At 39.2% G+C, this 19218-nt stretch carries 17 protein-coding genes; 14 read left to right on the top strand and 3 right to left on the bottom strand.

Annotation, left to right across the window (positions count from 1 at the left end; translation table 11 throughout):
• The first annotated feature begins 1 nt into the window (after position 1).
• The 3 genes from KTO63_RS04345 to KTO63_RS04335 all read left to right on the top strand — a co-directional run bounded on the left by KTO63_RS04345 (position 2) and on the right by KTO63_RS04335 (position 2911).
• Positions 2–751 carry a WecB/TagA/CpsF family glycosyltransferase gene (locus tag KTO63_RS04345; protein WP_217789930.1) on the top strand — a complete coding sequence of 250 codons (750 nt, stop codon included), beginning with the start codon at positions 2–4 and terminating at the stop codon, positions 749–751.
• Entirely contained in the window at positions 712–2010 is a 1299-nt protein-coding gene (locus KTO63_RS04340) for an O-antigen ligase family protein (RefSeq protein WP_217789929.1), read from the top strand. Before KTO63_RS04345 ends, KTO63_RS04340 begins: the two co-directional genes overlap by 40 nt.
• A 259-nt stretch (positions 2011–2269) precedes the next feature.
• Complete coding sequence (locus KTO63_RS04335; protein WP_217789926.1) at positions 2270–2911, top strand: hypothetical protein; 642 nt, start codon at positions 2270–2272, stop codon at positions 2909–2911.
• Between the two features lie 255 nt (positions 2912–3166).
• Here the strand turns inward: KTO63_RS04335 and KTO63_RS04330 are convergent, their stop codons facing one another.
• Both KTO63_RS04330 and KTO63_RS04325 read right to left on the bottom strand, forming a co-directional pair.
• The gene (locus tag KTO63_RS04330; protein ID WP_217789925.1) at positions 3167–4300 is read right to left on the bottom strand and encodes a DUF1972 domain-containing protein; all 1134 of its coding nucleotides are present in this window, start codon (positions 4298–4300) and stop codon (positions 3167–3169) included.
• A gap of 5 nt (positions 4301–4305) precedes the next feature.
• The gene (locus KTO63_RS04325; protein ID WP_217789923.1) at positions 4306–5388 is read right to left on the bottom strand and encodes a glycosyltransferase family 4 protein; all 1083 of its coding nucleotides are present in this window, start codon (positions 5386–5388) and stop codon (positions 4306–4308) included.
• Positions 5389–5846: 458 nt separating this feature from the next.
• Here KTO63_RS04325 and KTO63_RS04320 point away from each other — a divergent pair, with 458 nt between their 5' ends.
• The 5 genes from KTO63_RS04320 (at position 5847) to KTO63_RS04300 (ending at position 11904) form a co-directional block, all read left to right on the top strand.
• Positions 5847–6215 (top strand): PadR family transcriptional regulator, encoded by a 369-nt coding sequence (locus KTO63_RS04320; RefSeq protein ID WP_217789922.1) that lies wholly within the window; start codon positions 5847–5849, stop codon positions 6213–6215.
• 26 nt (positions 6216–6241) lie between these two features.
• Positions 6242–8572 (top strand): PspC domain-containing protein, encoded by a 2331-nt coding sequence (locus KTO63_RS04315; RefSeq protein ID WP_217789921.1) that lies wholly within the window; start codon positions 6242–6244, stop codon positions 8570–8572.
• A 284-nt stretch (positions 8573–8856) separates the two neighbouring features.
• Positions 8857–11091, top strand: coding sequence for a TonB-dependent receptor (locus KTO63_RS04310; RefSeq protein ID WP_217789919.1), 2235 nt, complete (start codon positions 8857–8859; stop codon positions 11089–11091).
• A complete protein-coding gene (locus tag KTO63_RS04305) occupies positions 11091–11318 on the top strand; it encodes a hypothetical protein (RefSeq protein WP_217789916.1) in 228 nt (75 codons plus the stop codon). Before KTO63_RS04310 ends, KTO63_RS04305 begins: the two co-directional genes overlap by 1 nt.
• Positions 11263–11904 carry a hypothetical protein gene (locus KTO63_RS04300; protein ID WP_217789914.1) on the top strand — a complete coding sequence of 214 codons (642 nt, stop codon included), beginning with the start codon at positions 11263–11265 and terminating at the stop codon, positions 11902–11904. The genes KTO63_RS04305 and KTO63_RS04300 overlap by 56 nt, the downstream gene beginning before the upstream one ends.
• Positions 11905–12010: 106 nt before the next feature.
• Here KTO63_RS04300 and KTO63_RS04295 read toward each other — a convergent pair whose 3' ends face one another.
• Positions 12011–12187, bottom strand: a complete 177-nt coding sequence (locus KTO63_RS04295; protein WP_217789913.1) for a hypothetical protein — start codon at positions 12185–12187, stop codon at positions 12011–12013.
• On the opposite strand from KTO63_RS04295, the gene KTO63_RS04290 reads away from it, so the two are divergent.
• From KTO63_RS04290 to KTO63_RS04265, 6 genes are all read left to right on the top strand, one after another.
• Positions 12180–14543, top strand: coding sequence for a hypothetical protein (locus KTO63_RS04290; RefSeq protein ID WP_217789912.1), 2364 nt, complete (start codon positions 12180–12182; stop codon positions 14541–14543). The two genes, KTO63_RS04295 and KTO63_RS04290, sit on opposite strands and share 8 nt — an antisense overlap.
• 475 nt (positions 14544–15018) lie before the next feature.
• Positions 15019–15891, top strand: a complete 873-nt coding sequence (locus KTO63_RS04285) for an OmpA/MotB family protein (protein WP_217789911.1) — start codon at positions 15019–15021, stop codon at positions 15889–15891.
• 596 nt (positions 15892–16487) lie between these two features.
• Positions 16488–16913 (top strand): hypothetical protein, encoded by a 426-nt coding sequence (locus tag KTO63_RS04280; protein WP_217789910.1) that lies wholly within the window; start codon positions 16488–16490, stop codon positions 16911–16913.
• A 25-nt stretch (positions 16914–16938) separates the two neighbouring features.
• Positions 16939–17997, top strand: coding sequence for a type VI secretion system amidase effector protein Tae4 (locus KTO63_RS04275; RefSeq protein WP_217789909.1), 1059 nt, complete (start codon positions 16939–16941; stop codon positions 17995–17997).
• A 6-nt stretch (positions 17998–18003) separates the two neighbouring features.
• Positions 18004–18387, top strand: a complete 384-nt coding sequence (locus KTO63_RS04270) for a T6SS amidase immunity protein Tai4 family protein (protein ID WP_217789908.1) — start codon at positions 18004–18006, stop codon at positions 18385–18387.
• A 235-nt stretch (positions 18388–18622) separates the two neighbouring features.
• On the top strand, positions 18623–19183 hold the full coding sequence (locus KTO63_RS04265; RefSeq protein WP_217789907.1) for a type 1 glutamine amidotransferase domain-containing protein: 561 nt from the start codon (positions 18623–18625) through the stop codon (positions 19181–19183).
• Positions 19184–19218 lie beyond the last annotated feature (35 nt).

The following is a 19218-nucleotide window of genomic DNA, read 5'->3' as shown; positions in this document are numbered from 1 at the left end:
AATGAACCAGCGGTCAAGAATAATTAGTTTAGACGTACATCGCTTAACCTTTGAAGATTGCCTTGAAAACATAGTCAATCTTTCCAAACTTCATTCTCCATCATATGTGTGCTTTGCAAATGCGCATATGGTAATAGAAGCGCATGAGAATGCAAAATTCCGTACTCAGGTAAACGATGCAACACTTGTTGTTGCGGACGGCAGTCCGGTAGCCAAAGCTTGCAAATGGCTTTATGGCACTACTCAGGAAAGAATTGCTGGCATGAATTTTATGCCTGCAATATTACAGAAAGCCAATGAACATCACTTGGCGGTTTTTTTATATGGTTCATCCGAAGAAACTTTGTCGAAGCTAAGCATATTAATAGCTGATAAGTATCCTGGGGTTAAATTGGCGGGTGCTATATCTCCTCCATTTCGGCCCTTAAGCAACGATGAGCATGATTCTTTTGTCTATCAAATAAATGAAGCTAAACCCAACCTTGTTTTGGTAGCGCTGGGCTGCCCGAAGCAGGAAAAATGGATGGCTGATAATTTCAAAAAAATAAATGCAACGCTATTGGGTTTAGGGGGAGCATTTGCGGTTATGGCAGGGGTACAAAAACGGGCGCCCGTCTGGATGCAAAAATATTCTCTCGAATGGCTTTTTAGGCTAATACAGGAACCTAAGCGGTTGTGGAAACGATATTTAATAACAAACACATTATTTATTTGGCTATTGATCAAGCAAAAATTGCGAAGAGGCCTATAGTTATGACAAAGATTTTATATAGAAACAACGAGAAGATCATTACTTTTTTTTCAATAGCTTCAATTTGTTCCGCTTTTTCTTTAACAATAATTAACTCTATTACCGTTATACTTTTCTTTGTTTACTGGCTTTTGTTTGTAGACAAAGAATTTTCAAAAAATACTTTCAGGTCAAAAGCTATGCTTTTGTACATACTATTGTACTCCGTGCTCGTCGTGGGGTTGTTTTATACAAGCAATTTGACGGAAGGATTTAGAAAAATTCAACAACAATCACCACTACTAATACTTCCGTTAATATTCGGAACCCTGCCATCAAAATATGTGCGAATAAATTTTTCGGCTATCGCCAAAGCCTTTGTTATATCTGTTTTCCTGTTTATGTTATTTGCCCTTGGTTATGGGCTTTCTAATTTCTATCAGTCTGGGGACTCGGATGTTTTTTTCGCTCACAGCTTATTGTTGTTTTCTGATTGGCAACCCGTAGGAGCATCGCTGGCAGCGCTGGTCGCGATACAAATAATTGGATTTAACTTTTTCGATAACGCAGCAACATTACCGCGCAAAAAAAAATTGCTTTCCCTTCTTTTGATATTCTTTTTCTTCATCCTGATCCTTTTGCTAGCCAACAGAACAGTGGTCGTATGCCTTTTCTTTACCATTGCAGCATTTACATTGAAATTTAAGTCTTACAGAAAGTCAATCCTGTTTTTCTTTTTGATCACTTCTCTTATCACTTCAGCAGCGGCAATCTATACTCCTAAATTTAAAAGTCAGGTCATTGACGCCTTGGATTTTTCTCCAAATAATACAATTCCACTGGATACAGACTCATCTCTACGTGGTTGGGGCGGCAAAGCTATAAGGATCGCATTATGGAAATGCAGCTTTGATGTGATTAAGGCGCATCCAATAATTGGTGTGGGTACAGGCGATGCGATGGATTCGTTATCGGCAGCTTGTGAAAACCGAAAATTCTACTTTGCCTCACGCTATAACAAATACAACTCTCATAATCAGTATTTGGAAAATACTTTAAAGACAGGGATCGTAGGATTATTGATTTTAATTACTACATTTTTAATTCCATTTTTCAAAAAGGATAAATCTGCTGTTACTTATTTAGGTAAGATATTTGCTGTCTGTTTTATTTTGTGCTGTGTTACAGATACTATGCTGGATCTAAATAAGACAATTATTTTGTATTCGTTCTTTAGTTCTATCTTTACTCTTTATATTCCGAAAGAAAATTGGAATTAATAATAGTTAGCCGTTATCCTTAATAGTAATCAAAAATATGAATATCAAAGTTGATCAAAACGACGAGTTTAACCTTTTGGAATTTGGCAGGTATTTAATTGATGTCTCAAAAAAGGCATTTCAATTTTATACGAGGGCACTCTTTTCTGCCATTTGGGTATTCATATGCCTTATCCTCGTAAGTGTTGGTTTGGCATATTCATTAAAAGTTATTGCACCCAAGTATTACAAGACGAACGCTGTCATAACAATTAATAACATGCCGGTTGAATTAGGAGAACAGCTGTCTTTGAGTTTTAGAAAATTCAAAAAAGATCCTGTATTGCAGGAAAGACTTAAACTTTCCTCAAATGCTTATTCATCTATAACAGATTTTTCTATTTCATTTATTCCAACAGGCGCTCGCGACAATTCTTTTTTTGTCTACAATATCGACCTGTCTTTAAAAGATACCTCGTACCTAAAAGAAATACAAGAAAAAATTGTTTCTTTTTTTGCCGATAATGAATACATTACAAATACCAGACGCAAAAGAAATGAACAATTAACTGAGCAAAAAAATCTTTTGGAAACAAAGATTCGCAAAATTGATAGCACTAAACAGGTTATTGACAATCTAGCTAAAGCGAATAAGCTTACTCCTGATTTTTTCTATAATAATCCTATTAGCCCATCTCAGCTAAATGAGATTGAGTATAATTCAAAAAATGAACTTATTAAGGTTAATGCATCTTTAAAAGACAAAGATGTTGAAATAGTACAGCCTTTCATAAGCCCCGAAAAATACGACGTGGTTTCTGCTAATAACACTTCCAAAAAAATAGTTTTAGGAGGCATTCTGTTGGCCTTTATACTCACCCCCGTGGTGGGACGAAAGAAGCTTACAGAAGCCAAAATGTAGTAGAGCCGCCAGACATTTACTATCCTGAAATAGTATGACAATTTCTACAATATTATCACAGATAAGAATTCAATCTAATTAAGCAGACAAAATAAAAAGACGGCGTTTCAAAACGTCGTCTTTTTATTTTGTCTCAATCCTTCACATGAAAGTATATAATAAGTAAAATTTAAGAATAGGTATTGGGGGAACTTATGACAGCAGGAACGGCGTGCATATTACACCTTGCAAAGGCCCCTTGCTTTAATTTAGTAATCAGTAATTTAGTGTGTATGCAATCGCATTCCCGGTAGAGTACTTTTTTTTCATAGCCTCGAAAAAGAAAGACTCAAGCTGATTTACTATTCGCGTCCAGGAATATTGATGCCGGATTTTTTCCATGTTGTTTTGGAGCTTTTGAAGATGGTTTTCTTTCTTTAGCTGCATATTCAACATGACGGATATATCATTTTCACTGGTAAAATAAAAAGCGTTTTTCTTCAATACAGACCGGTTAAAAATATTGTCGTTTGCAATGATCAATGCATTTGATGACATGGCTTCAAGCAGAGACGGATTCGTTCCCCCAACTGAATGTCCATGAAAATACAAGTTAGAATAAAAGCGCAGATTGTTTAAGATCTCCATGTTAAAGATGGCTCCTAAAAAGATAACAGAAGCTGAGCTGTATTTCTCCTTGAGCTTCTTACCATATTGATTGTTAACTCCACCAATAATTAGCAAGTGATCTTTATGCTTTGCGTTGACATGGCCCTTAATAATCATTTCAATGTTATTTTCTGGTTCCATCCGGGCGATCAACAAATTGTATTTATATTTTTCGATTTTATATTGCTTCAACACTGCTTCATTCGGTGTTGCGAAAGGCATTGCCCCATACGCAATAAATTCAGAATGCTTTTTGTATTTATCCTGCAAATAGTTTTGAATGCATTTTGAGTCGGCAATTAAGTAGTCGCTATGCAGTGCTGCCCATTTTTCTGCAGATTTCAGAAAACTCCTGACAAGGCTGGAATACTTACTCCTTTTCCATTCGAGCCCATCCATATTGGTGATCAAGAGAGATTTTTTTGGAAATAGAAATGTCCAAATGCTGCTGCTGGTATAGCCAAGCTGCAAAATAATATCGTAGTTGCGTTTGCGCGAATCAAGTATGCAATTCAGATCGTAAATAAATTGCCCGGCTGTTCCCAACCTGTTTTCTGGATCGTTCTGATGCAAAATATTAACTCCTTTCCATTCCTTTCCCTGGTAAGGATGCAGTGAAGAATTGTATACATAAACTTCGTGGCCTCTTTTTACTAAAGCCGGCCCTATGGATTCTACAAATTGCTCAAAGCCACCATATCGATTGGGTATTCCCCTGGTTCCAATTATTCCGATTCTCATGTTCATCAATTTTTTTGTAACGCAGCATTATAGGCTTCTTCTGTTTTTAACGCGGCGATTTCCCATGTGTATTGCGACAATATTTTTGGGGACAGAGAAGTTTTAACGGGTTGTTTTGCCGCTTCATTTATCGCGGTAAAAATTGATGACGGCGACATTGGATCACAATGAAATGCCAGATCACCAAAATATTCGCCAGTATCTCCTTGGTCTGTAATAACAATATTGCAGCCCATTGCTGAGGCTTCCAGCGAACTTAAGCCGGTTGTTTCAAACCAGCTGGGAAGCACATGCACCTTTGCCCGTTCATAATAAGGAACAAGCTGCTCCTGAGGCATGCTACCAATGAAAGAAATATTATCGGATGCTATAGCCTTGCACTGCTCAAAATAATTAAGCTGGTTGGTTGCCGGAGCTCCAATAATCAACAATTGATAGTCCGTATCATTCATTGCCTTAATCAAATTAAGCTGGTTCTTCAACCCTTCAATCCGTGCTACACATAATACCAGTTTTTCATTTTGCTCTGCCAGAGAGCTTTTCTGGAACAATGCCGTATTAACACCGTTTGGAACAACCACAAATTTTTGTTCCGTTTTATAATTTTTAACCAACCTGCTATACTCGCTATAAGAATTTGGAAGTAGCAATGAAGCCTTCTTTATAAGATATGTAACCGATTTTCTGTGTCCCCACAAAAGGTATAATGGACTTACAATTTTCTCCTTTCTTATAAAGGCTCTCGCAATTACCTTCAGGTATTCTATAAAATCAGGGGAGAAAAATCTCAATAAATATCCGGTTGCGCCAGCCCTTGCTGTTTTTTCAAACGCGGCGTACTCCACATAATTGGTGGAGACAACAAAGGGCTTTCGTGATTTTCTGATATGATATAAAATATCAGCTGGTCTTATGATGTTGAAAAAATGAAGCAGATCATAAGGTGAATAATCGATTTCTTCATTACACCTCTTAATGTCCACATGTATTCCTCTTAAACAAAGGTGCTTTGCTGTTTCAGTAATTTGAACAGTGTCACCGCCCATATTGGTAAACAGCGTGGCTCGTGCAACAAATAAAATCTTCATCAAAGCTTTAATCTTTCTTTAAAAAATTCCGGTTAATCGAAAATTGAATCTACCTGGTTCCGCTAAAAGATGCCCGCATTAACAAGGTTCTGCAGTAAAACCACCCAAAGCGTGCATTAATAACAAACGTAAAATTTCGGCTGAAGTCTAGAGTTTGGCAATCTTTTTCTCCAGTGCATCTAAGAATTGTCCCGGGAAAAATTTTTTTAAAAAAATATTTCAAAATTCTTTCAAAATAATTCAATTGATTATCAACTAATTATGCTATAACCACTTCCTTCCAATGAGAATTACTGAAAAAAACATGGTACTATGTGTTGCATAGTACTAAAACTTTACCTATGTTTGTGTTGTCAAAAGATCACAAGGCAAATATGAATGGCAGGTCGAACATTGAACCTTATCAACAAAACCTTATCCTGGACCCGCCATTTTTATTTGTATAAAACAGGAAGATCATGAATATAGAAAACACACAGAGCCAGATGAGAAAGGGCATATTAGAATTCTGCATCCTTTCCATCATTCGCAGGGGCGAAGCTTATCCCAGCGATATTGTGGATGAAATGAGGGAGGCAGGTCTTCAAATTCTGGAAGGAACCCTTTACCCCTTACTCACCCGATTGAAAAACGCAGAAATGCTAACGTACAGATGGGTTGAAAGTAACTCGGGACCGCCGAGAAAATATTTCAGCCTCACAGACAAAGGAATGACCTTTTATAAAGAGCTGGAAACTACATGGAACGAATTGGCCAACGGGGTCAATAAACTTACCAACAAAAATGAATCGCTTCCTACAGTTCCGGACACTACCAACACCAACTAATCAACAACCTACAAAATACCTAAAAGATGAAAAAGATTATCAATATAAATTTCCAGGGAAGGGTAATACCTATCGAGGAATCTGCCTATGATATTCTTAAGCAGTATATAGATAGCTTACGCAAATACTTCGCTAACGAAGACGGACGTGATGAAATCATTAACGACATTGAAAGCCGCGTTGCTGAATTGTTCAGCGACCGTTTGAAGCATGGCACAAACTGCATAACAGATGATGATATCAACTCAATCATCGCCAGCATAGGCCGCCCTGAAGACTTTGATGCTATTGATGCAGAACCTGCAGCAACCGGCAATGCAAATGCTAATGCAAATACAAATCAACAACAGCAAAACACATATCAGCAAGCTGCACAAGGGCCTTCCATCCCTTACAGCAAAGGAAGATTTTTCCGCAATGCAGATGACAAGATCATTGGCGGTGTGTGTAGTGGTATTGCCAACTATTTGCACCTTGATCCGGTAATTGTGCGCATCATCTTCGCTTTATTGTTTGGCGTATTGTTCTGGGTGTATATTTTATTGTGGGTGATCGTACCCTCACAATCTGTTCAATCCAGCATTACCAAAAGACTTTTTCGTAACGCCGATGATAAAGTAATTGGTGGAGTATGCGGTGGCCTTGCGTCTTATTTCAATATCGATTCATGGATTCCAAGATTGATCTTCGCATTGCCATTCATCATCGGCATTGTTTCCAGCAGTTTCCACACATTGTTCTGGGATTGGAACTGGGGCTGGCATTTTGGCCCACGCATTGTAACAGGTTCTCTTGGCAGCACATTGTTTATTACCTATATCATTTTGTGGATCGCTGTTCCCTATGCAACCACAGCGTCTGAAAAATTGGAAATGCGCGGCGAAAAAGTGGACCTGAATACCATCCGCAACACTGTGAACGATGACCTTGCGAGCATGAAAACACGTGCAGAAAAATTTGGCAGCGAAGTAAAAGAAGCGGCGCAGAACCTGGGTGAAAGAGCGAAAGAATTCGGATCAACCGCCGGTAGCCGTGCCAAAGACTTTGGCGCAGAAGCAGGCACCACTTTAAAAAAAAGAGGAAGTGACTTTGGCTCCGTAATTGGCACATTGTTTAAAATATTCTTCTTCTTTGTTGCGGGAATTATAGCGCTGTCATTGTTTGGCGTATTGATAGGATTGCTTTTCGGTGCCATGTCGGTTTACCCGTTAAAACACTTTCTCCTTGAGGGCTTTTGGGAAAACTTCCTTGCATGGATCGTTCTGGTTTTCTTCCTTGCATTGCCTCTTGTAGGAATTATCACGTGGTTAATCAGGCGCATTATGGGTGTTCGTTCACGCCGCCACTATCTGGGTTTTGTTTTCGGAACGCTATGGGTAATCGGTTTAGTTGCCGCAATATTCCTGGTTGCTAATGTAACGCACGATTTCAAATCAAGATCCGGGGTTGACGAAACGCTAAGCATTTCACAACCAAGCAGCGGCAAAATATTCATCCAGGCAAATGTAAAACCGGGTACTTACTATGATGACAACTGGTTCGGCGCAGACATGAACCACGCACCTTTCTTTGGATTGTCTGATGACTCAATCATGTTGAGAACTGTTCGTATCAACGTAATAAAAAGTAAAGACTCGGCTTATCATATTTACAGAGTACGTTTCAGTCGTAGTCCGAGTACAGAAAGAGCTAAACAACTGGCAGGCAATATAAGGTTTGATGTAAACCAGCAAGACTCTATCATTTCGCTGCCAAAAGGTTTTGCGGTAGAAAGAGATGACAAATTTCGCAATCAGCAAGTGCTATTGATCGTTGAAGTACCGGTGGGAAAAAGAATCGAAATGGATGAAAGCATCGATGACTACGAATGGTTCAATGTAAACATAGACAGACGCAGAGGCAGAAGAGGTATTAACGTAAACTTTGACGATGATGATTTGAACAACTCATGCAAATGGGAAAGCAATGTGGAATATGTAATGACAGACAACTGCCTGGAAAGAGTTACTGAAAGACGTAAGAAAAACAACCACAAAGACGGCCGATTCAACATGAAAATTGATAAAAATAAAGTTGAAATTGAAGCAAGTGGCGATGACGATGATGATAACGACAACAGCAAAAACAATCATCCCGACAAAAAACCGTCAACAGATACAGCAAGCTTTCGTTACCATGACAACAAAAAGAAAATAGATATTAAGATAGACAGCACCATTAACATTAAAACAAGCACCACACAAGTTGACCCTAACTCTTCTTTGCGGGCTGCAACAAACGATAGTGTAGCCAAATGTGAAGAAGCAAGCAAACAACATTCACACTCGCCGTTCCTGGTTTTGGAGCAATTGTTTTAAAGATTTTTTACTTGCCAGCCGCCGTGCTATGTAGGTTGGCCGGCGAGGTTGAAGTTGGAATAAACCCTGTTTTGTTTAAAACAGGGTTTTTCGCAATAACAGAATAACTGAATAATTGAATTACTGAGTGCTCTCTGTTTAAAAGGCTATTCGAATATAACCCTTCAGTTATTCAATTATTCAGTTATTCGGTCATTGCCTCGGTCAGCTATCGGCGAAATTTCGGCGAAGAATTTGACATACCCTATAAGCGAAATTATTTTTGTATTCAAATAAACGCCACCGTGAACAAAACATTCATCACATTAACCTTACTTCTGCTTTCTGCATTTTCGTTTGCACAAACCACCTTATCCGGCATTATTAAGGATTACAAAGGCAAACCTATACCTGGCGCCAGCATTACATTGAGGGATACTTACGATGGTGCAACATCCGATTCTTCCGGACGTTATAACTTCTCCACTCCTGAAAAAGGTGAAAAAATACTGGCTGTAACCTGCGTGGGTTACAAGCCATGGGAACAAAACATCACACTGCATGCGGGCCAAATGCCTATAAACATAATGCTGAAAGAAAACCTCGATGAATTAAAGGCAGTGATAGTAACCGCAGGTTCTTTCGAAGCAAGTGATTCAAAACGTACAACTGTTTTAAACTCTATTGACATTGTTACAACAGCGAGTGCAAACGCAGACGTAACGGCCGCAATACGCACATTGCCAGGCACACAACAAGTCGGTGAAAAAGAAGGCCTGTTCGTACGCGGTGGCAGTGGTGAAGAAGCGAAGATATTTATCGACGGTACTCTGGTAAATAACTTCTTCTTTAGCAGTGTTCCGGACATTGCACAACGCGGCCGTTTCAATCCTTTCTTGTTTAAAGGAACAGTCTTTACATCAGGGGGCTACTCTGCATTGTATGGACAAGCTTTGTCTGCAGCGCTAATACTTGAAACCGTTGATCTGCCAGAAAGAACCTCCGCAAACGTGGGCTTGTCAACTGTTGGGCTAAACGCAGGCTATCAAAAACTGGCGAAGAATAACAAGGCAAGTTGGGGCATTAACTATAACTACACCAACCTGCTTCCATATTTTGCAATCGTTCCGCAAAAGCCGGATTACTTTAGAATGCCTTTGTACCACAATGCGGAAACCAACTTCCGCATCAAAACATCCAGAACCGGCATGCTCAAATTTTATGGCTATTTCAATTATAACCAACTAGGCCTCAGAAATCAGGACATTGATTCTTCAACACTGAAAAATGCTTTCGGACTGTATAACAACAATGAGTATGCGAATCTTTCTTACAAAGAAGTGTTGGGCAGAAACTGGAAGCTTAACATCGGTACATCTTACAGCCATAATCTTGACAATGTAAATACGGACTTGCAAAACCAGGATAATGAAAATCAGCACATACCTTACTATCCTTACTTTCAAAAAGCTTTCAAAGTAGATTCGCGCAGCCAACTCGCAACTTTAAAAACGGTTTTGGAGAAAAGAATAACAGGCATTAGCGCTGTACGATTTGGCGGCGAATATCTGTGGAACAAAGAAAATACAGACTATAGTAACGACACTGTTTTCCATGCGTTGAGCAGTTATGTAGATAATTTCACTGCATTATTTGCAGAAACAGACATTTACATTACCAACGACCTTGCAGCCAAGTTGGGAACTCGTTATGAGTATTCTTCTTACCTGAAAAAATCAGACATTGTTCCCCGTGCTTCGATTGCCTATAAATTAGGAAACAAAGGACAGGTTTCTTTTGCCTACGGTATGTTTTATCAAAAACCTGAACGTAATTATTTGCTGTTTTCCAATAAATACCTGTATCAAAAGGCAACGCACTATATACTCAACTATCAAAAGCTTACGACCGAGCATACGTTTCGCGTAGAAGCTTATTACAAAAAATACAATGACCTTCTAAAAACCGTTCCCGACACAAACAACCTAGGTTATGGTTATGCGCAAGGAATTGAACTTTTTTGGCGAGACAAAAAATCATTAAAGAATTTCGACTATTGGATATCTTATTCATATCTCGATACAAAGCGTGACTATTTGAATTATCCAAAATCAATGCAGCCAAATTTTGCCGCAACGCATACGGCTTCTGCAGTGGTAAAGAAATTTGTTTTGAATTGGAAAACACAGTTCAACGCGTCTTACACTTTTGCAACCGGAAGACCTTACTATAACTTAATGGCAGATGGCGCAGGAAAATATTACATTGCCGACCAGGGAAAAACAGTGACCTATAATAACCTGAGCTTTAGCGTAAACTATTTACCAAGGCTCGGAAAAAAAGACTCCAAAACATTTATCGTGTGGGTGCTTTCAGCAACAAATGTTTTAGGAAACAAGCTGGTATATAATTACAACTACTCAGCCGATGGAATGAACAAAGTGGCCGTAACGCCACCCGCTGGCAGGTTTTACTTCTTAGGCTGTTTCATTAGCTTTGGTATTGACAGAACAGAAGACGTGATAAATAACAATCTCTAATGTACGATGCACGACATTCAACAAGCTCTGCAAGGCTTGTAGCCTTGCAGGACCATTCTATCGTCTCTGACGATAAGGCTGCCAAAGGCAACAGAGTAGAACTGCGAGGCTACAAGCCTCGCAGAGCCAACGACAACCAACAAATAATAAAAAAACAAACACCAAATAAAAATGAAAAAAACAATCCTCACAGTTTTCGCAATTGTTGCAACAGTGGCAGCATTTAGCCAGAGTGAAAGATATACTTCGGCGATGAAACAAAACATTTCAATGCTGGACTCAGCTTTGTCTAATGGAAAGATCATAGATCTCTCTAACAATTTTGAACGTATTGCCAACGCAGAGAAAACACAATGGCTTCCCTACTACTATGCATCTTACTGCACCATCATGGATGCTTTGATGCGCGAAGACAAAAAACAGGTAGATGTTATTGCGGATAAAGCAGACAGCCTGCTTACAAAAGCACAAGAGCTTGCAGGAAGCGAAAACTCTGAGATATGCGTGATCAAAAGCATGATCGCTACTGCACACATGACCGTAAATCCTCCGGCACGTTATATGAAATACGGCAAGGCTTCCGATAACTATATTGAGAAAGCAAAGCAGCTTGATTCAACAAATCCAAGACCAGTTTATCTGCAAGGACAAAATACTTTCTACACACCTAAAGTATTTGGTGGTGGCAAAGAAAAAGCAAAACCATACCTCGAAAAAGCATTAGCAATGTATACGAAGTTTGTTCCTGCAACCGACCTGTCACCAAACTGGGGCAAGTCCGGCACGCAGTGGTTTTTGTCGCAATGCGATTAGGGTTGATAGTTGTTGGTTGTTGGTTGTTAGGCTAAAGGTGCTGCATATAAAGTGAGTTTCTTATCAGCTTTGATATCTGCATATGAAGTCTAACAACTAATAACTATCAACCAACAACTCCATTCGCCCTTGCAAAACCCGCAACCATTCCGTACTTTACAGTGCATAATTGATCAATTATGCCTGCCACTTCTCCCAAAGCCTTAACGATCCTGTCCAACTTATTAAAATCGATCTGGCTGTTTTTCCCTTCCATACTGTTCATTCTTTTTGTGATGTTCATTTTTATTGGTTTGGGCCAGGGGAAAGATGTCATCATCACGTTTATAGAAAATGTAAAGAATGATGGCAACGTCCATTCTTTTGAAGATAATCTGATCGTAAAAACATACTTCTTCATCGCCATTGCCTTTTGGGTATATGTGTCCTGGTATTCTTCGCGAATCATCAGCTATATGAAGAAAGCCAGGCAACTCGGTTATGTGCAGCAATTTGATGAATCATTAACCGAGGAGCAATGCTGTGACAAATATGAAGTCAGGCTTTCTTACCTCGATCATTTTCCACGCATCATTGGCTATGCATGTTTTCTTGTATTGATACTTGCTTTTGAAAATCTTTTACATCCTGTATTCTTTAGTAAGGTAAGTCCATTCATTTTGCTTTTTATCAGCCTCCTTATTCTTTGGTTATTTGATAGCCGTTTTATAAAGCTCAGCAAAGAAAAGCCTGCGCTTATACGCAGATTGTTCAACCTCTCAGGCATCCTGTTTATATTATTGTTGATTGTTTTTCAACTTCCGGTTTTTCACAATAGCATTAAAACTGTATTTATCATGCTGGTGCTGGGTTTGCTGGTCTATTTTTTCTATATCAACCTTCGAAGAAATGATATGGAAAGAACAGCGGCCCAACAAAAGCTTTCGCAACAAAAAGATGGTTTCATAGACCGCATACTAAAAAAAATAATGCGCTATGTGAACCTTCCCACCATTGAGATTGGCTATTTCAAGTGGTTCAATATCTTTTCGCTTGCAGGTTTCATCATTTACCTTGCCGCCATACTCTCCTATAAATTTGCGGTAAGCATCGGGCCGTTTCCTTTGGTACTGCTGGCTTTTGCAATGCTGCTCGGCTTTGGCAACATCATCACCATGTTTTCTGTAAAAACAAAAGTCAATCTGCATTTCATCATATTCATCTTAGCAGCATTATTACCTACACCAGAAAATCATTTTGTAAGACAAGTGCCACTCACGCAAAATGCATCGTTTGTTTCCTACGCCAACAGAGAATCCATCGATCAGCATTTCGTGTCGTGGTTGCAGCATCACAATGATATTGACAGCGCAAGCGTGTATCCCGTTTACTTTGTACTGGCAAATGGCGGCGCTTCAAGATCTGGCTATTGGGTGGCTTCTGTATTGGGTAGATTGGAAGATTCATCCATTGCGCAAACACCAAACGATCGTTTCTCCTCACACGTTTTCTGTTTATCCGGCACATCGGGCGGAGGTGTTGGCGTTGCAGCTTTTTTTACATTATTAAAACATGCTAAAGATGTTTCGCCACAACCGCAATTTGAAAAATCTGCAAAGAACTATCTCAAGCAGGACTTTCTTACTCACACCCTTGCACATATGCTGGGGCCAGATTACTTCAACTACATACCTGTAATAAATTATGTGGTGCGGCTAACAAAGGTTGGAGACAGAGCAAAGGCGCTGGAAAATGGTTTTGAAACATGTATGGACACTTCTTATTATCGACTCCGTTTCGATTCCACCAACATGTCGCAGTGCGTTACTCAACAAAATACTTATTCAGGCCTTCCTGTGTTATGCATCAACACTACGCGTGTGCAGGACGGAACACCGGGCGTTGTTTGCACCATAAAGCTGGACAACCCTGTCTTTAATAAACGCGTAGATGTTCTTTCCCTTTTGGAAAATAATAAGTCGATACGTTTGAGCAGTGCGGCTATTCTCGGCGCAAGATTTCCTTATGTAAGCCCTGCCGGCAGAATAGATGAATTGATTCCAAAACAGCAGGGTGAAATTGATAAAAAGGATAGCAGGATAAAAAGCAATGAGGATAAAGTAAAAGACAGCAGCAGGGCACACTATTTTGTAGATGGCGGCTATTTTGACAACTCCGGTGCTGGCGTGGTACAGGAAATGATAACCAGCATACTGCGCACAGCCGATACTGTTAGCAACCCTATTCTAAAAGCACGGATAAAAAAATTGAAACTCGTTGTGTTGCACATTACAAACAGCCCCCAAGGTGATGTGGTGTTAAAAAAAGTAACACCATTTAAAAATGATTTGTCTGCACCGTTGCTTACCATCCTTGGTGCTTATGATATGCAAACAACAGTAAACGATCGCAGGCTTGTAAGCTTCGTTGGTACTATAAAGCCCGGCAGAGACAGCATTTCAAACGCTATTTATTACCCGATACACTTATATAACGACCCAACGATCGATAAAGACACGCTGTCGAAAGGACCGTATGCGATGAATTGGTTCATTTCAGATAGTGTGCTAAACCAAATGGACAAACGCCTGAACACACAACCAAGACTGCAACAATTGATAGATCAACAGAAAGTAAACGATGTGCATTTTGTGAATTAATAATGAATAAAGGAATGTCATTTAGGTAAGCAGTTCGTAAAACTAAAAGAATGTTGCTTGTCATCCCGACGAAGGAGGGATCTGGGTCTGGCATTAGCATGCCGTCTGAGCAAATACTGAGATCCTCCTTCGTCGGGATGACAAGCGGTCTTTCTTTCCAGATGATAGGCTCAATCTAATTGAAGGCTTTTGAGGCCCATCAAAATAGGAGAGATCAAACTTTTAGAGAGACGAACTATCAATTATTAATTGCTAATTATTAATTATACGCAGAGATATAATCCTACACTTATTTCGCATTTTATAAGTATAAAATCTAATGCGATAAGTGTAAACCTGAGGTTTTTATAAAAAGTTCGGGTCTAAACTGTTAAAAAAGTGATTTTTATGGCACGGTATTTATTTTGTTGATATACATTTGCCCCGGCCGATTTACCGTCAAGTTTAAAACGTAGTTATTTTAAAAAACACGATTATGCAAACCAAGTTTATTTTATTGACCGCACTAAGCTCTGTAACCTTATTTTCTTGCGTAAGCAAAAAGAAACTACAAGCTGAACACGACAACTATATTCGTGTTAGCGCACAGAATGATTCTTTGAATAATCAATTAAGAGGATGTTTGACCGATAAAAGCAATGTGCAAGGTCAACTAAACAACCTGAAAATGGAGAATGACAATTTGAACAAACAAATTTCATTCCTGAAAGAAAACAACACACAAGCGTTAAAGCAATTGCAAGATCTTTCTGTGATCTCTTCTTCACAGGCAGAAAGCATCAAAAAATCTATGGATAACATTGGCGCGAAAGACGCTTACATCCAGGATTTACAAGCTTCACTGGCTCGTAAAGACTCTTTGAACATGGCGTTGGTGATGAACCTGAAAGGTGCCATTGGTAACCTTGATGACAAAGACATCAACATTAAAGTTGACAAAGGTGTTGTTTACATTGATATTTCTGATAAACTTCTTTTCAAAAGCGGCAGCTATGATATCACTGACCAGGCAAAAGTTGTTCTTGGTAAAGTGGCTACTGTGTTGAAAGCTCAGCCAGATATCGAATTTATGGTTGAAGGACATACAGATAACGTTCCTTACCGCGGAAATGGTTTGATTAAAGACAACTGGGATCTTTCTGTATTGCGTGCTACTACTGTTGTTCGCACATTGCAAAAACAATACGGTCTTGAGCCAGCTAAAATGGCTGCTGCAGGACGTAGCGAGTACAAACCAGTTATGACAAACGATACACCAGAAGGTAAAGCTGCAAACCGTCGCACAAGAATCGTTATCCTTCCACAACTTGACCAATTCTTCAAATTGTTGGAAAGACCAAAATCATAGTATTTACAATACAAATATTTTTGATAAAGGACCGTCTCCATAAGGAGGCGGTTTTTTTATTTCAACGACGCACCAAACGTGTCGCCCCAGTAGACCTGACAGGTTTTAAAAAGCTTGTCAGGTCCAGAACGCTGATATTTCAAAAATTGTCTGCCGCTGAAACGATAGCTACTAACATGTCGCCCCGCTGGGGCTGGCTCGCGATTTTTTAAATTGCTTCCTTTTCTACGAACGTGTCGCCCCGCTGGGGCTAATTGCAACAATCGGGAATGCTTCCACACAGCCCCAGCGGGGCAACACGTTCGTAGCCATCATTACGTTACGGAGATCCAAATACCAGCCCCGTAAGGGCGACATGTTAAGCATCGCGAAGCGAAAACCCAACGGTATGTCAATTAATCCAGAATTTATTTGAAAAGACCGGTAATTGAAGTTGAATTGAACCTATTTTACGGTTTCCCCCAACTGGCCTTGAACTTTAAGGTATAATTTGCCGCCGTCGGTTTCAATTAAATACCAATTGGTGTCTTTGTCCTAATACCTCCTATCGCTGCAAATGCAGCAGTCAACAACTTTTAATATCTTAAAAACTCAAGATGAAGACACGGTTTCTTTATGCATTTTGTGCATTCGTATTTTGCTGTATATCTGGCTGTAAAAAGGACAATTCCCAAAAAATTGAAACATCACAAAACGCTGATCAGTTTTTTTCTGTGCCGGCTTATGTACCGCAAATAGTAAAAAATATTGCAGAAGTAATTAGAAGGGACGATAACAATTTTAGTTATATCGATGATTTGACACAAAAAGAGGGCTATGCTCTGTGGGATAAATCTATTGTAAAAATAGATCGAAACGGAGATTCAACAGTAACCATTCCTTTGGTAAAAAAAAGACGAAAAATATACATCCTCTTTTTTCCTTGCAAGAGCGACAAACTCAAACGTTTCGATAAATCTTATAAGAGGGCACGAGTACGAAAAATATGGCTTTGGGCAGTCGGACGACTCTTTAAATGCTAAGTATATTACTAATATGCTGATGTATTTGAATAATAGAATCTTTGGTGATACTTCTTTTGTAGTAACAGATAAGCGCATTTACAATACAAATGAAGACACAACTTATTTCATTATAAGAACACCGGGAAAAGCGGATCGACAAGTTCAAGGCACTACTACATACTGGGTTACCCAATGTGTTCAGATGATGAATGTTGGAAATCAGGGCCAGTTAGTAGGAGCTCCTCCGGGTAGCACTGGCGACTATTATTATGAAAACGGCTATTATTGTTATTCGGTACCTGTTGTAGTCAACACTCCCAATGAGGGTGATAATAAAGTGTATATAAACATGAACAAAAACTATATTATTAAATTTAACAGGTCTGATAGAAATGATGGATATCTAAATGTAAGTCCCCCTTCACGCAACGTAACACAACCGCCAAGCAATAATTCAACACCTCCTGTAACGCCCGGATCTAGACCGACTAGAGATGCAGGTTCCAGATATTTTGAAGCGAATCCTGATCTGGTTGATGACGAAGATAAAAGTTGGTGGGATGATAAAACAACGACGTTCCCGCCGCAGGCTCTGCCTAAATGGTCAGATATGGACGCTGCATATCCAAAAGATGCAAATGGGAACGATCTACCTGGGCCTCTGGTATATGGTGTAGTTGGAGGGACAGTACTAAATTTGTACAATTCCAATCCAAAGAAATTCGCAAATGCGTGTGCTTTAAGAGTTTCTATGGCATTGAACTATTCGGGAGTTAATATACCCAATATTCCTGACCACACATTCAAAGGAGCAGACAATAAGTATTACTTTCTAAGTGCTGCCAAATTATATAACTGGATGATAAAAACTTTTGGTACATCAAATGCAATCATTACAACAAGATCTCTTCGAGGTACAACTGATTTTAAAACGCCAATTTTGGGAAAAAAAGGTATCTACATAATGCAGGCAAATTCAATCCCTTTGTTCGGTGCTACTGGTCATGCCAGTTTATGGAATGGCTCAACATGTGTTAGTGATCATTGCTATTTTGATGCCTCTGGGGGTATCGCAAAGCTTGGATTTTGGGAACTTAAATAATTAATTATGAAAAGTATATTCTTTAGAATTTGTATGGTTGCTCTTGTAGTTGGTTGTGCAAGCTCCAAAAACAATGAAATCAGGCTATCCTCTGTTTATAAAGATTATGTCTTTTATAAATGCATACAGGAAGCATTTCCTAATGATAGCATTTACAATAAAGATATAAGTGAAACCGTCCTAATGGAAATGTCTAACTATGCAATTATGAAAGAGCGAAGCGGGAAAATGGACAGTATTGCTAAAGCGTTTGTAAACTCTATTCAACCAACACAAATAGCGGACTATGAAAACAAGAAGCCGCTATTTTTAAGATGCCTTGAATTTTATAAGAGCAAAGAGTTAGATAAGTTCGTTAAGAAACTAGCGAAAGAAACACCAAAGTTTTAAATCAATAACATGAAAAGATCAAAACCATAATACTACCGTACAATAGATTTCAATAAATGAGCCGCCTCCAAATAGAGGCGGCTTTTTTATTCGCGTGGTTCACCGATATTTTAATTTTTTTACGTGAGCGGGTTTCTTATGGGAAAAAATTTACCAGAATATGTAAGTCTGCAGATGGTACATTTTTTACGCAAATGCTTCTGAGACCTTATTCTATAATTTAAAACAAAATGTTATGAAAACGCTCGAAGGAAAAAAAGTAGCCATTTTAACAGAGAACGGATTTGAGGAAGAAGAACTTACAAGTCCCAAGCGAGCATTGGAAGATGCAGGTGCAACCGTGCATATCATTTCTCCGCAGGAAAAAAAAGTTAAAGGCTGGTCGCACGACCATTGGTCCATAGAACTGCCGCCTGTAGATGTCAACGTTAGCAGGGCAAACACAGAAGATTATGATGCATTGATGATTCCCGGTGGTGTAATTAATCCTGATAAAATGCGCATTAATAAAGATTGTATAGCCTTCGCAACAGAATTTATGGAAAGTGGAAAACCAATAGGCGCTATATGTCATGGTCCTCAGTTATTAATTGAAACAGGGCTGCTCTCCGGCCGGGATCTTACATCTTATCCATCTCTAAAAACTGATCTTACCAATGCCGGTGCAAACTGGACAGACAAAGAAGTCGTGGTAGATAATGGTTTGGTAACCAGCAGAACACCAAAAGATTTGCCGGCGTTCAATAAAAAGTTGATTGAAGAAGTGGCAGAAGGACAGCATCAGCCAGCGCATTGAGGCAAATAACTGAATAACTGATTAACTGAATAATT

It is taken from the genome of Pinibacter aurantiacus (assembly GCF_019130065.1).
Lineage (GTDB): Bacteria > Bacteroidota > Bacteroidia > Chitinophagales > Chitinophagaceae > Pinibacter > Pinibacter aurantiacus.
Note: the sequence above shows the minus strand (reverse complement) of the source record. Positions and strands in the feature narration are given on the sequence as shown.

Coding starts and splice junctions, on each gene's coding strand:
- KTO63_RS04345 (WP_217789930.1), top strand. CDS start 2: ATGAACCAGCGGTCAAGAATAATTAGTTTAGACGTACATCGCTTAACC.
- KTO63_RS04335 (WP_217789926.1), top strand. CDS start 2,270: ATGCCGGTTGAATTAGGAGAACAGCTGTCTTTGAGTTTTAGAAAATTC.
- KTO63_RS04330 (WP_217789925.1), bottom strand. CDS start 4,300: ATGAGAATCGGAATAATTGGAACCAGGGGAATACCCAATCGATATGGT.
- KTO63_RS04325 (WP_217789923.1), bottom strand. CDS start 5,388: ATGAAGATTTTATTTGTTGCACGAGCCACGCTGTTTACCAATATGGGC.
- KTO63_RS04320 (WP_217789922.1), top strand. CDS start 5,847: ATGAATATAGAAAACACACAGAGCCAGATGAGAAAGGGCATATTAGAA.
- KTO63_RS04315 (WP_217789921.1), top strand. CDS start 6,242: ATGAAAAAGATTATCAATATAAATTTCCAGGGAAGGGTAATACCTATC.
- KTO63_RS04305 (WP_217789916.1), top strand. CDS start 11,091: ATGTACGATGCACGACATTCAACAAGCTCTGCAAGGCTTGTAGCCTTG.
- KTO63_RS04300 (WP_217789914.1), top strand. CDS start 11,263: ATGAAAAAAACAATCCTCACAGTTTTCGCAATTGTTGCAACAGTGGCA.
- KTO63_RS04290 (WP_217789912.1), top strand. CDS start 12,180: ATGTTCATTTTTATTGGTTTGGGCCAGGGGAAAGATGTCATCATCACG.
- KTO63_RS04295 (WP_217789913.1), bottom strand. CDS start 12,187: ATGAACATCACAAAAAGAATGAACAGTATGGAAGGGAAAAACAGCCAG.
- KTO63_RS04285 (WP_217789911.1), top strand. CDS start 15,019: ATGCAAACCAAGTTTATTTTATTGACCGCACTAAGCTCTGTAACCTTA.
- KTO63_RS04280 (WP_217789910.1), top strand. CDS start 16,488: ATGAAGACACGGTTTCTTTATGCATTTTGTGCATTCGTATTTTGCTGT.
- KTO63_RS04270 (WP_217789908.1), top strand. CDS start 18,004: ATGAAAAGTATATTCTTTAGAATTTGTATGGTTGCTCTTGTAGTTGGT.
- KTO63_RS04265 (WP_217789907.1), top strand. CDS start 18,623: ATGAAAACGCTCGAAGGAAAAAAAGTAGCCATTTTAACAGAGAACGGA.